Genomic DNA, 12404 nt, shown 5'->3' with positions numbered 1-12404 from the left:
TAATTATGACAAATTCCCTTGAACCCATTGAAAAGGATAATTTATCTTTTGGTTTTCCCCTTTTTCTCTTGTCCGAAAGCATTATTTTTGTCAGCTTTTTTGTTACCTATACTATTTTACGTCTGAAAAATCCGCTCTGGTTTCCGCCTGGGGTTTCTGGTTTAGATATTCCTAGAGCCGCGCTGAATACGGTGATTTTAGTTACCAGTAGTGGTGTGATTTACTGGGCTGAAAAAGCCCTAAAACGGCATCGCTTAATTCGATTTCGACGACTATGGTTATTAACGGCTTTGATGGGAATCATTTTTCTCATTTTTCAAGCAATGGAATGGCAAAATATGCCCTTCGGAATAAGTGATGGAGCAGCAGGAGCGACTTTTTATCTCTTGACTGGCTTTCATGGTTTGCACGTTTTAACGGGCGTTATTTTATTGTTGTTCATGTATCGGCGATCGCTGATTCCAGATAATTATGTGGGAGGTCATGGAGGCGTGGGGGCCGTGTCGTTATTCTGGCATTTTGTTGATGTAATTTGGATTATTTTATTTGTCCTATTATATCTCTGGCCGCAAGGCTAATAACGGCAATCAGTTCATGGTTAATTTCGCCGAGGAGAAAACCGTTTGGGTCAGTGGCATAGAAGCTTTCAGCATCATACAAACCAGGATTCCACCCTTCTGACGCAGCCCAGGCGATCGCCAAATTGACTTCATCACGGGTCATTGTTCTAATGCTGTAATTGAGAGATGACATCAAATGACTTCCTTTACCATCTAGTCCCAACGGTTTTCTTTATCGCTAATTAATGGGATTATTTTAGCTTTCTAGAATTACTGATCATCACATCAATCAGAGGCGATAAAATTAATTCCATTGCAAACCCCATTTTGCCGCCAGGAACAACGAGGGTGGTATGACGAGACATGAAGGAACCATGAATCATACTCAACAGATAGGGGAAATTAATTTCATACTTTTCGCGGAAGCAACGATTGGTATGAATAATGACAAAGCTTTCATCTAGTAGCGGGATATCTCGACAAATAAAGGGGTTAGAGGTATCAACAGTGGGGACTCGCTGGAAGTTGATATGGGTGCGAGAAAATTGCGGGGCAATGTGGTTAACGTAGTCTGGCATCCGACGCAAAATGGTATCAACAATGGCTTCTGCACTGTAACCTCGTTCTGCATTATCCCGATAAATTTTTTGAATCCACTCTAAATTGACGATGGGAACAACTCCTACCAACAAATCAACATACTGAGCAACATTGACCTCCTCGGTGACAATACCGCCATGCAATCCTTCATAGAAAAGCATATCGGTTGGGTTTTCAATGTCTTCCCAAGGTGTGAATTCTCCTGACTGACAAGTTGTGCTAAGACGGGCATTATGATATTCGGCTTCTTCTGGATTGTGCAAATAAAAACGCTTTTTACCCGTACCATATTCACCATATTCATAAAATAGGGCTTCAAGCTTATCTAAAACATTGGCTTCTGGCCCGAAATGACTCATATTTCTGCCCTCGGCCGTTGCCTTACTCATGGCTTCGCGCATCTCGATGCGATTATATTTGTGGTAGCTGTCTCCTTCTACGACGACGGATTTTACCCCCTCCCGCCCAAAGATGTGCTCAAAAGAGCGTTTAACGGTACTTGTACCAGCACCAGAAGAACCAGTCACGGCAATGATGGGATGTTTTTGGGACATGGAGTTAATCCTAAAAGTTGTTGAATAAAATAGATACGCAAGTGCTGAGTTCTAAGCCAGGCGATCGCCCAAAAATTATAATATTTTTCGAGCCTCTCTTTTCACAATTTTCCCAAAACCCAGGGCAAACGCATCTTATTTTTGAACGATAGGCTAGGTAAAGGTTTCAGCAATCATTATTGATTTTTTATGAAACGCTATATTACCGCAGAGGTAAAGCGAATAATCAAGGAGCAGCTGGATGTTGAGGAAAAAGACATCAAACCAGAGGCAACCTTTATTGATGATCTCGGCGCAGATTCCATTGGCTTAGCCGAACTTGTATTAGCGGTTGAGGAAGCTTTCGAGATCGATATTCCTGATGAAGACACAGAAAAAATTAGATCTGTCCAGGATGCAGTTTCCTATATCGAGGCTCATACCCCTAATTAATTTTTTTCTTGCTGTAAATTTTTCGTTGATTATGCCTGATGTTATCACAGAAGTCTTATCATCCCTTTTCACAGGATAAGCTATCAACGAATTATTTACAGGTAGAATTCAGGAGATTTTCCAGAAAAAATAACATTGATGTCATCCTCATATACTATATCTTATTATACCTCTTCTACCGTAAAGCCAGAAGAAGCAATCGCATAAGTGAGATGCTCCCTTACCGATGTGGGTAAACCCTTTAATTCTCAACCATCTTTTGGTTCCTTGGGGCGATTTTTACGGGTACGTTTTGACAAAGCTTTTTTGAGTAGTGGAGATAACTTTAGTTTTTCTTTAGTGGTCACGAAATGCGTTATGGGGAAAAGGATTATTTGTTGCCTTGCGATGGTAATCCTCATCCAGAAGGAATTGAGGAAACTGCGATTCCTCTGAGTTATACTTCAAACGGCTACAATTTACGATTTTCATTAAAGCGGTCTGATCCCCCTAAGTCCCCCTTAAAAAGGGGGACTTAACCCTGAACTTTAAGGGTTCGATAAATTCAAACTATGACCGTTTAAAGTATATGTCAGCGAGCGATAGAGATTGCGCCGTTGTGGGGCGGATAATGTTGTCTTGTTATTAGATGCTTGTCGTAATGAGGGCGGTTCTAAAGGCATTGATTTGGGGAAATGAAGAAGCGATCGCAATTTGTTCCGACAAAACAACCTGATTTCTCACGAAAATTTAACCATTGCACAAACCTAAATTTTCAACGCAGATAAATTAGACAATTAATCACTCGCAAAATGCTGAAAACCTTTTTCTAAGGATAATAACTTTTCTTGACCCAAAGAGTTGCTAAGAATAACTTGCTTGCTATCTGTCACTCGACCGATAATCTTGGCTTTTTCCCCTAAATATTGCACCAAAGACGGAGCTAATATCGGCGATAAACATAAAACTAATTCAAAATCTTCTCCACCATACAACGTCCAGTCTAAAGCTTTTTCTTCTCCGACCCAAGCCAATAAAAGCTCAGAAATCGGTAAATTTTCTTGCTCTAAATTAGCCCCCACTTGACTGGCGCGACAAATTTGTAAAATCGCATCGGCTAATCCATCGCTACTATCCATACCTGCTATTCTCAAGGGTTCAGGAGCATTAAAAAGATAGGGTAAAATGTCTAATCGGGGTTGGGGGCGTTGGTGTGCTCGGATAAAATAGGCGCGATCGCTGTCTGATAACCTTTCTCCTCGTTCAGGATGCAATAACAGTTCCAAACCAGCCCTAGAGGCTCCATGCAAACCCGTCGCCACAATACAATCCCCCACTTGAGCCGTAGAACGACGAATGACCCGTTGCGGTGACACATGACCCAAAGCCGTGATCGAAATAGAAATAAAGGGCGATCGCACCATATCCCCCCCTAAAATAGGCGTTTGCCAGGGATCTAAACAGTCCCGTAAACCTTGATAAAAGGCTTCTAGCCAAGGTACAGAGGTATCTTTCGGTAAGCCTAACCCCACCGTGATCCCTACCGGCGTTGCTCCCATCGCTGCTAAATCCGATAAATTGGCCGCCGCCGATCGCCAACCCACATCTTCCGGCCGAGTCGTGCGATCGCTAAAATGGACATCTTGGATTAAAACATCAGTGGTAACAACCAAGGATTGACCCACCACTAGGGAAATAATGGCTGCATCATCACCAATGATGTCGGGAGGACAATAGGCCTGTAAACGTGCTAAAAGTCCCTGTTCCCCTAGATCTTGAACGGTTAGTGTCATTGCGATCACTTTTCTCCTTAAATTTATGTAAATTTATAAATATTTTTGGGCCAAGTCTTCCTTTTTTAGGAATATTAATTCAGGAGCAAGTCCCCCTTTTTTAGGAATATTAATTCAGGAGCAAGTCCCCCTTTTTAAGGGGGATTTAGGGGGATCAAAACTCAAAGCGTGCTTTTTTAAGATGTTTGTACACAGTAGCTTTTTAAGGGGGATTTAGGGGGATCAAATTAGATAGAGTTCAACTAGGCGTTTTGATTATTTAAGGCTTTTCCTAAAGCAGCCAAGCCACGCGAACAATCTAAACGATCTAAATGAATTTCAATAAAAGAAACACAGTGAAGATTACTTTTCGCTTGAATCAAGGCAATTTCAATTCGTCTTCGGTAAAAACTTCCGCACTCCAACATTCACCAAAAATTTGGGGCAGTTGATGATATTTCCAAGGTTGTAGATCATTATAGACATTATCTTTAATCACCCGTTCAATGGTATAACCATCATTATTAACCAGCAAAATAATAGGATTTAACTGATTCCGAATAATGGTTGATAATTCCTGGGCAGTCATCTGAAACGCACCATCCCCGACAATGACCAGTGGCCGATTTTTCGGTAGAGCCATTGCTGCGCCTAAACAGGCTGGAATAGAGTAACCAATGGAAAGGTAAAAAGCTTGACCAATAAAGTCTGCATCCTTATGAATGACTAAATCCATTGTGGCAATGATCGCATCACCCGTGTCAGAAATGACAATAAAATTATCATCAATAAAATGATTGAGACGTTTATAAAAATAATCATTGCTCAGTTTACACCCTGGAGTAGGCGTTAGGGTTTCTGCTAAGAGGAGAGAAGCCGGTTGGATCTGAAATTCTAAACTGGGGATAGAGGGAAGTTTGGCGAGTAATCCCTCTAGAAAATCGCCGAGATAAATCGGTTGATAAAAATGATGTTTAATTTTAACTTTTTCTGAATTGGCATTAATCAGGCGATTATCATCTAATCTGGCAGTATAAACCCCTAAATTCATATCGGACATAATTGCCCCTAAACAGAGAATACAATCAGCATTTTCAATGCGATCGCGGACATAATCTCGACTTAAAGCTCCCACATAATTGCCAATAAATTGGGGGTGCATTTCCGAAATACAGGATTTACCCAGTAGCGTAGTGGCGATCGGATAACCCGTTATTTCTAAGAGTTTAATGAGTTTATCTTCTAAATCAAAACGGTTAAATTCTACCCCTGCTAAAATGACGGGTCGTTCCGCACGGGTCAATAAATCCACCGCTTCTTGAACGGCTTCTGCTAAGGCATTAAAATCTGTTAATTTTGATTCCAAAGAGATAGTACTGACAGGAGCCAAACAGGGTTGATTAACCAGATCCATCGGAATTTCAATATAAACAGGGCGTTTATGGTGCAAACAAGCGGCTAGGGTTTGGTCAATTTGACTAGCCGCCTGACTCGCATCCGTTAAAATAACTGCCGCTACTGTGGCCTTTTCCATAATCGAGTACTGCAAATTAAAATCACCAGTAGTATGGTGAAGCAGCAAATGATTACGACGACCTGACTGACTAGGGGCACCACTGATAACGACCAGGGGAATCCGTTCAGCGTAGGCTCCCACCACTGCATTCACCAGACTTAAACCTCCCACGCCATAGGTGACACAGACCGCCCCAATTCCTCGCAATCGAGCATAGGCATCGGCCGCATAACCGGCATTGAGTTCGTTACAGGTGCAAATTAGATCAATGGGACTCGCCACTAAAACATCCATTAACCCTAAAACATAGTCACCAGGAACACCAAAAATATGATCCACATTTAAGGCCTTTAAGCGATCGCAGAGATATTCAGCAACGGTCAGCATGGGATTAAAAAAGGAGAAGACGCAATTTTCTTTAATGTAACTTGATTTCTCTAGGACTGAGGTGCAAATGAGAATGATTATCATTCTATGTTATAATGCGGGTACGAAGCCCTAGCTCAACCGTTACAACGTGATTCGATGCCTTCCTATGCAATGGTTTAACGTCGTCGCTCTCAAACAAACATTTCCCCGATCGGCTTTAGCTTTTCAATCCAGATCGCTTTTGCTACTAGCGGCGATCGCCATCGGTTTAGGCGGTTGTATAGATAATACTCCTTCCAGTCCAACAGCCGTCTCACCCTCTCCCCAGTCAAGCAGTCTAAATTCCCCAAAATTGCAGGTAGTAACGACCTTTATTCCCATTACTAATTTTACGAAAGCAGTGGCCGGCGATCGCGCTGAAGTTAGCCAATTATTGCCGCCCAATGTGGGCCCCCACGACTATCAGGCCAAGCCAGAGGATATTCAAAAGTTAGCCAAAGCGCAAGTATTAGTGGAAAATGGTTTGGGAATGGAAGAATTTTTAGATGATTTAGTTGCCAATGCTGGTAATCCTCATTTAAAAGTGGTTGATTCCAGTCAAGGGATTAAAACCATTACCCAAATTACTGAGCCAAAACATCAGAATTTAGAAACGGAAAAAGAGCATGATCACGGTGAATTTAATCCCCATATTTACCTCGATCCCAAACGGGCAATGCAGCAGGTTGACAATATTCGGGATGGATTAATTGCGGCCGATCCGGCCGGGAAAGAAACCTATACAGCCAATGCCGTAGCCTATCGTCTTAAATTAAAACAATTGGATACAGAAATTAGTCAAAAACTCAAACCCTTTGTCGGCAAAACTTTTGTCACCTACCATGATTTTGCTCCTTACTTTGCCCAAAGCTATAACCTCAAAACAGATTATTTGGTGGGGATTCCAGAAGAAAATGCGGCTCCAGAGGATGTGAAACGGGTCATTAAGGCAGTGGAAAAGTCTAATCTTAAAACCCTATTAACAGAGCCAGAAACGGCCGGTAGTCCTTTCTCAGCCTTGGCTAAGGATTTAAAGGTACAGATCAGTACTTTTGACCCGTTAGAGAAGAGTGATGCAAAGGGTTTAGAATCAGATTATTACCTAACCAAGATGCGTCAAAATCTCAACCATTTAAAGTCAGCCTTTACTGGTCAACCCCGTTAATTTTGATGTCAATTTTGATAATTTCTAAGAGCGTTGATCTGAGGAGATAGACCTTGTCTGACATTGTCTTAGCTGTTGAAAATTTAACCGTTTATCGAGAAACCTATGCAGCCGTTCAAGATATCTCTTTTTCTCTACAATCAGGAACAGATACGGCCATTGTGGGCCCAAATGGAGCCGGTAAAAGTACGCTAATTCAGGCAATTTTGGGGATTATCCCCAGACAAGCGGGAGAGATTTCTGTGCTAGGTCACGCTCTCAGTCGTCGTGGTTTTTTACCCACTGCGGTACGAGAAGCGATCGCCTATTTACCCCAAAATTTTCTCTTTGATCGTCGTATTCCCATGACAGTAGAGGAGTTAGTTAGTTTAGGCTGGGATCGATTGGGCTTGCAATTACCCTGGTCTGGTTATCGAGCCCGTCGTCAAGCGGTACAAAAAGCATTAATTCAGGTAAATGCGACCCATTTGCGAGGTCAATTATTGAGTGGATTATCGGGGGGAGAAAGTAAGCGGGTTTTGTTGGCCTATTGTTTAGTACGTCCCCGTCGTCTTTTAATTTTGGATGAGGCTCCGGCCGGTCTGGATCTGCGTAGTGAATCGGAGTTTTATCACCTGTTAGAACAACTGAAACGGGAAGAGGAATTGGCTATTGTGCAGATTTCTCACGATTTGGAACGGGTGCGACGACAATGCGATCGGGTGATTTGCTTAAACCGCACTATTCTCTGTCAAGGTACACCGGCGATCGCCCTTTCCGACGATAATCTTCAGGTGGCCTATGGTTCCGAATTTGTCCGGTATGGTCATTCCCATTCGTAAGGAAAAATAGCAAGGTGTCTGGATTGGCTGAAGTAACCCGTGTGATCGAATTGTTTCAATTTCCCTTTATGCAACGAGCGTTATTAGGAGGAATAGCAACAGGTTTAATGGGAGGAATGTTAGGAAGTTTCACGGTTTTACGTCAATTATCTTTTTTCAGTGATGCGTTAGGCCATTCTGCCCTGTTGGGAATTAGCCTTGGCTTTTTATTAGGGATCAATCCCTCTTTTATTGTCTTACCGTTTGCGGTGTTATTTGCCCTGGGTGTCACTTATCTTTTGGAGCGAACTAAACTTTGGACAGATGCACTGTTAAATATTATTTATTCGGCTTCTTTGGCGATCGCGGTTATTACCTTAAGTTTTGTGGGGCAATATAAGGGGGGCTTAAATAATCTTCTATTTGGTGATATTTTAGCGGTACAGGATCTCGATCTAGCTTTTAGTGGTTTATTATTAATCGTTTGTACGGTCTTTGTATTGTTAACTTTGCGAACCCAAATGTTAATTACTTTACACGAACCTAGTGCGATCGCTCGTGGTGTGGCAGTCTCAACTCATCGCACCATTTTTATTATTTTATTATCTCTTGTGGTGGCTATTTCGATTAAGGCGATCGGGGTTTTGTTGGTCAGTGCTTTTGTAGTTATTCCCGCCTGTGCAGCCCGTTTATTGAGTCGAACTTTTACGAACTATGTGATTCTTTCGGCAGCGATCGGTGCTTTAAGTGCGGTGTTGGGGATGATCTTATCGGCAAGTTTTAATTTACCATCAGGGCCGAGCATTGTCGTCATACAATTAGCTATTTTTTTAGTCGCGGTTGCCTTACCTGACTTTTCCCGTTAAGTCTGAAAAATACTGGGATTAGGGAAGCGATCCTTAAAACTTAATTTAGAATAATTAGAATAACCCAATATTTTTTAATACCCAACTTCCCATGCCTGAAAACGCGATTACCTTAGACGACATTTATGCTCTGTTCCGCGCCAGTGAACAGCAACGCCAAGAATATCAGCAAGACTTTGAGCAGCGTCAACGTACCTATGAAAAAGAAATCGCTGATCTCCGCCAGATTGTTGCCCAAACCAATAAACAAGTCGCTGGATTAAGCAGTCGGTGGGGAGAATTTGTCGAGAATTTGGTTAAACCCGCCGCCGCCCAATTGTTTCGAGAACAGGGTATTGATGTTCACCATACCGCCTTGCGAGTTGATGCTCAGGATAGCCAGGGTTCCCTGGAAATAGATATTTTGGTTGAAAATACCAATGAAGTGGTGGCGATCGAAGTTAAATCCCATTTAGAAGTCCGCGATGTCAAGCGATTTTTACAGACCTTAGAACGTTTTAAAATAGCTTTTCCCAAATATCAAGATTACAAACTCTATGGAGCCGTAGCAGGAATTAAAATAGACGAACGCTCTGATGTTTATGCCACTCAGGAAGGACTATTTTTAATTGAACCCGCAGGGGATTCAGTCATTATTGCCAATAGCAAAAAGGTTAAACCGAGAATTTGGTGATTTGTTCTCTCGTTCAGCAATCATCCTGCTTTGTAGGGTTTGACTTTCCTGCAATAATTGCACTCATTCTTTATCATGTTATAATCAGCCGTTGTAATAAATAAAATAAAACGATGACAACCTACAATGACATCTTAAATCAAATTGATAACCTTAACCCCAGCGAACAAAGTCTTCTCTTTGAAAAGCTAAGACAGAAATTCAATACCGCATTTGAAATCGAGGATTTTTCTGCACAAGACTTAGTTGAGTCTGAATCTGAATGGCAAAACTATCTCAACGTTAACGATAAAGGTAAATCACTAGAAGAGATTGAATTAGAACTATTTGAAGTGGCGATTAAGAGTAGGTGATTTTCGGATTTTATATCAGGAAGATCAGGAACATCAAACCTATATTGTCACCAAAATCAAATCTCGTGGTGATGCTTATAAATAATTATGAAGAAAACACACAGGAAATTGCGATCGCCCCTTACCCAATCATAAAAAGCGATCGCGGGGTTTGATGAGTAACAAAAAGCTAATTAGTATAAACTGGTAGGTATTGAAACTGAGATGAGGGTGGAGTCTCTGGCAAAAGATCGTGCTATATTTAAAAAAGTATCTATCGGCATTTGTTTTGATAAAAATGCTGAATAACTGACCTTCAGTAGAAAAAATCAACAAAATAGAATGAAACAAAATGTTCTTTCCCCTTCTTGCCCAATCTCTGACTGGATTTACCTTTAGCACCTTTAACGCTGTCATTTACACAGTTTGCTTTTTAGTTCCCGGATTTTTGATCGATTTGACAGTATCTAGATTTTTCTACAAAAAGTCTGAGCAAGTTCCTCTGATTTTGTTACGATTTCTGACTTTTAGTTGCTTAAATTATGTGCCTTGGATATTTATTTATCTTTTACCTTGGGATAAAAGTGTTTTAGAAAATACTGTTGACTTAGCGATTATTTTTCTGGTTATTATTTTTATTACTCCTCTTCTTTTACTGGACAGTGGGAAGTTTATGGATGGCAGAGAAGGTAATGACTATGCGGCCAAAGTAAGTCTATCAGGACTTGGAAAAGGGTCAAGTTTAGCGGCAAGGAATTTAGGCAAAAGCAGACTAGGTGGACTTTGAGGAAAAATCATTGGGGCTTGATGTTGGATGGCTAGTTGAGCAATGCGTTCACTAGGATAGCCATGGGAGGGTAGAGTCCGAAACCAGCGAGGGAAATTAGCCCAAATCCCCTGGGGTAACTCTAAGGAAAGAATTTGAAGTAAGCCGAGAACAATGACATGAAGATTAACAAAACGCTCAAAGGCTTCTACTTTGTTTAAAATCTGAGTCTGAACAGTTTGGGGATAGTCAGGGAGGATAAGATTGCTAGGCCAGGTCGGTAAAGTAGGAAGAGCCTTAAGCCAAAAACGATAGGCAAAGCCGCCCAAAAGATGGATTAATTGACGAAAAGTGACTTCAATCTTAAATCGGAGACCGTAAGCGGCAATAATCTCAGGTCCAGTCAAACAGAGGTCAGTAGAAAGCAGAATCAGTCTTTGTCCGTTGGGCAATTGGGTGAGGACAAACTTAACGAGCTGATGGGGACTATCCCAGTGGAACTCAAAGCACTGATAAGAAACGGAGACTTGTTGACCATAGAGCCAGACTTTAGCGGTGGGAAAATCCTCCACAAGAGCAAACAGGCTTTCTAGTTTTATTGAACTCCCCCAAAGCCGTGGTCGTCCTTTCCCCCTCAAGGTCGGAACGGAAGAAAAGGGAGCATATGCCACTGTAGAGCAACGCACTCGGGTGATGAGATGCAAGGCATTTTGGCGAAAACTTTTGAGCACTGCTCCACAAGCGAAGTAAGCATCCAAAATCACATAGCTTCCCGCCTCTGCGTAGGTAGTGCAAAGCTCCCCCATTTTCGTGACTAGAGTAGTCTTCTCTTTTTTGCTGCCTTTTTTCCCTTCCTTTGCCGTTGCTTTGGACTTGATGCCATCGTCTAGCCGCAACACTAAGGGCAAGGCAAAGCAGGCTTTTCCTGCTCCCACCAAAACACTCAAGGCATTGAAGTAATGCCCCCTTATCCATTCTGGCTTCGCCACATTTCCGGATTCTTGGTGTAGTCGTTTTACCCCTGGCATCTTGCGCCCTTCTTTCCCCACTTTGATTCCATCCCCCACATACACTCGTTTTTCCTTGATTCGATATAGATTTTCATGCTGACTTACCCACTTCGACCATCCCAAGGTCAGTCCTTTGACGTTAAATGCCTTGGATTCAAACCAATGTAGTGCCTGATGGTAGTAGCTCTCTGTTAACCCTAAGGCATTGACATAGCTTGTTATTGCGCTCGGTTGGCTGTTGAGCACTACTCCCCAGGCTAATAGGATAAACCATTGGTACGTTGCTTCTCGGCTAAAGGCGGGACGGAGATTCTCTAGGATTTGCTCTAGTCGCTGACATAGTTGCATAATTGATAGATAGCACTGGCTATCGATTTTCTATATCAGCCAGTTTCGGACATAACGGCACTCTTGGGTATCGCATGTCCGATTTTCTTTTCTCACTTACCCTGCTCGAGAACTTCCCACTGTCCAGTTCTTTTAGGATTAATATTCGGGTTTGCAAATCAACAACAGCTAGTAGAGAGAGGATTAGCAATCTTAGGTTTTAAAATCTTATCGGGATTTCCTTCAGCCTGGGATTATAAATTTAGTCGAATTAATGAACCGTTATGGGTTTTAGTAACTCTTAAAGATGGAAGTCAGGTAGCAGGTCGTTTCGGGAAGAATTCATTTGCTTCATCGGAATCGTCCGAAAGGGATCTTTATTTGGAAAGTGTTTATCAGCTTTTGGAAAATAAGCCTTGGGAACGAGTTAACGAAACGTCTGGGATTTTGATCAAAGCCGAAGAAATTCGTTATATTGAATTTTTGAACGATTCTACGGAGGATTTGTAATGTCGCAAGAACCCAAAAAAAGTGATTCGCTCGATTTTGGAGGTTATCACGCCAAGGTCGACAAACCCCCTGGAAAACCGCCAACGGGTGGATCTGCGGTAAAAAAAACACCAAGTTCTGAACAAAAAACTAAA

General features: G+C 41.9%; 13 protein-coding genes. 8 read left to right on the top strand and 5 right to left on the bottom strand.

Annotation, left to right across the window (positions count from 1 at the left end):
• Nucleotides 1–5: 5 nt before the first annotated feature.
• Nucleotides 6–578, top strand: coding sequence for a heme-copper oxidase subunit III (locus tag KA717_34540; protein ID UXE60582.1), 573 nt, complete (start codon nucleotides 6–8; stop codon nucleotides 576–578).
• Here the strand turns inward: KA717_34540 and KA717_34535 are convergent.
• Nucleotides 538–723, bottom strand: coding sequence for a hypothetical protein (locus tag KA717_34535; GenBank protein ID UXE60581.1), 186 nt, complete (start codon nucleotides 721–723; stop codon nucleotides 538–540). The genes KA717_34540 and KA717_34535 overlap by 41 nt on opposite strands.
• A gap of 88 nt (nucleotides 724–811) precedes the next feature.
• Nucleotides 812–1714 (bottom strand): phosphoribulokinase, encoded by a 903-nt coding sequence (locus tag KA717_34530; protein UXE60580.1) that lies wholly within the window; start codon nucleotides 1712–1714, stop codon nucleotides 812–814.
• Between the two features lie 189 nt (nucleotides 1715–1903).
• Between KA717_34530 and acpP the strand changes: the two genes are divergently transcribed.
• Nucleotides 1904–2146, top strand: a complete 243-nt coding sequence (gene acpP / locus KA717_34525) for an acyl carrier protein (GenBank protein UXE60579.1) — start codon at nucleotides 1904–1906, stop codon at nucleotides 2144–2146.
• Between the two features lie 776 nt (nucleotides 2147–2922).
• On the opposite strand, the gene KA717_34520 is transcribed toward acpP, so the two are convergent.
• Together KA717_34520 and KA717_34515 are read right to left on the bottom strand one after the other, a co-directional pair.
• Nucleotides 2923–3918 (bottom strand): thiamine-phosphate kinase, encoded by a 996-nt coding sequence (locus tag KA717_34520; GenBank protein UXE60578.1) that lies wholly within the window; start codon nucleotides 3916–3918, stop codon nucleotides 2923–2925.
• Between the two features lie 358 nt (nucleotides 3919–4276).
• A complete protein-coding gene (locus tag KA717_34515) occupies nucleotides 4277–5800 on the bottom strand; it encodes a thiamine pyrophosphate-dependent enzyme (GenBank protein UXE60577.1) in 1524 nt (507 codons plus the stop codon).
• Between the two features lie 148 nt (nucleotides 5801–5948).
• On the opposite strand from KA717_34515, the gene KA717_34510 reads away from it, so the two are divergent.
• From KA717_34510 to KA717_34490, 5 genes are all read left to right on the top strand, one after another.
• Complete coding sequence (locus KA717_34510; GenBank protein UXE60576.1) at nucleotides 5949–6986, top strand: zinc ABC transporter substrate-binding protein; 1038 nt, start codon at nucleotides 5949–5951, stop codon at nucleotides 6984–6986.
• Nucleotides 6987–7039: 53 nt separating this feature from the next.
• On the top strand, nucleotides 7040–7807 hold the full coding sequence (locus tag KA717_34505; GenBank protein UXE60575.1) for a metal ABC transporter ATP-binding protein: 768 nt from the start codon (nucleotides 7040–7042) through the stop codon (nucleotides 7805–7807).
• Between the two features lie 14 nt (nucleotides 7808–7821).
• On the top strand, nucleotides 7822–8652 hold the full coding sequence (locus KA717_34500) for a metal ABC transporter permease (protein ID UXE60574.1): 831 nt from the start codon (nucleotides 7822–7824) through the stop codon (nucleotides 8650–8652).
• 91 nt (nucleotides 8653–8743) lie between these two features.
• On the top strand, nucleotides 8744–9325 hold the full coding sequence (locus tag KA717_34495; protein UXE60573.1) for a DUF3782 domain-containing protein: 582 nt from the start codon (nucleotides 8744–8746) through the stop codon (nucleotides 9323–9325).
• Nucleotides 9326–9438: 113 nt separating this feature from the next.
• A complete protein-coding gene (locus KA717_34490; protein ID UXE60572.1) occupies nucleotides 9439–9678 on the top strand; it encodes a hypothetical protein in 240 nt (79 codons plus the stop codon).
• A 675-nt stretch (nucleotides 9679–10353) separates the two neighbouring features.
• On the opposite strand, the gene KA717_34485 is transcribed toward KA717_34490, so the two are convergent.
• Nucleotides 10354–11781, bottom strand: coding sequence for a transposase (locus KA717_34485; GenBank protein ID UXE60571.1), 1428 nt, complete (start codon nucleotides 11779–11781; stop codon nucleotides 10354–10356).
• Between the two features lie 63 nt (nucleotides 11782–11844).
• Here KA717_34485 and KA717_34480 point away from each other — a divergent pair, with 63 nt between their 5' ends.
• The gene (locus KA717_34480) at nucleotides 11845–12270 is read left to right on the top strand and encodes a DUF6338 family protein (protein UXE60570.1); all 426 of its coding nucleotides are present in this window, start codon (nucleotides 11845–11847) and stop codon (nucleotides 12268–12270) included.
• Nucleotides 12271–12404 lie beyond the last annotated feature (134 nt).

Origin of the sequence: Woronichinia naegeliana WA131 (genome assembly GCA_025370055.1) — a bacterium.
Lineage (GTDB): Bacteria > Cyanobacteriota > Cyanobacteriia > Cyanobacteriales > Microcystaceae > Woronichinia > Woronichinia naegeliana.
Note: the sequence above shows the minus strand (reverse complement) of the source record. Positions and strands in the feature narration are given on the sequence as shown.

Coding starts and splice junctions, on each gene's coding strand:
- KA717_34530 (UXE60580.1), bottom strand. CDS start 1,714: ATGTCCCAAAAACATCCCATCATTGCCGTGACTGGTTCTTCTGGTGCT.
- KA717_34540 (UXE60582.1), top strand. CDS start 6: ATGACAAATTCCCTTGAACCCATTGAAAAGGATAATTTATCTTTTGGT.
- KA717_34535 (UXE60581.1), bottom strand. CDS start 723: ATGACCCGTGATGAAGTCAATTTGGCGATCGCCTGGGCTGCGTCAGAA.
- KA717_34495 (UXE60573.1), top strand. CDS start 8,744: ATGCCTGAAAACGCGATTACCTTAGACGACATTTATGCTCTGTTCCGC.
- acpP (UXE60579.1), top strand. CDS start 1,904: ATGAAACGCTATATTACCGCAGAGGTAAAGCGAATAATCAAGGAGCAG.
- KA717_34510 (UXE60576.1), top strand. CDS start 5,949: ATGCAATGGTTTAACGTCGTCGCTCTCAAACAAACATTTCCCCGATCG.
- KA717_34490 (UXE60572.1), top strand. CDS start 9,439: ATGACAACCTACAATGACATCTTAAATCAAATTGATAACCTTAACCCC.
- KA717_34515 (UXE60577.1), bottom strand. CDS start 5,800: ATGCTGACCGTTGCTGAATATCTCTGCGATCGCTTAAAGGCCTTAAAT.
- KA717_34520 (UXE60578.1), bottom strand. CDS start 3,918: ATGACACTAACCGTTCAAGATCTAGGGGAACAGGGACTTTTAGCACGT.
- KA717_34485 (UXE60571.1), bottom strand. CDS start 11,781: ATGCAACTATGTCAGCGACTAGAGCAAATCCTAGAGAATCTCCGTCCC.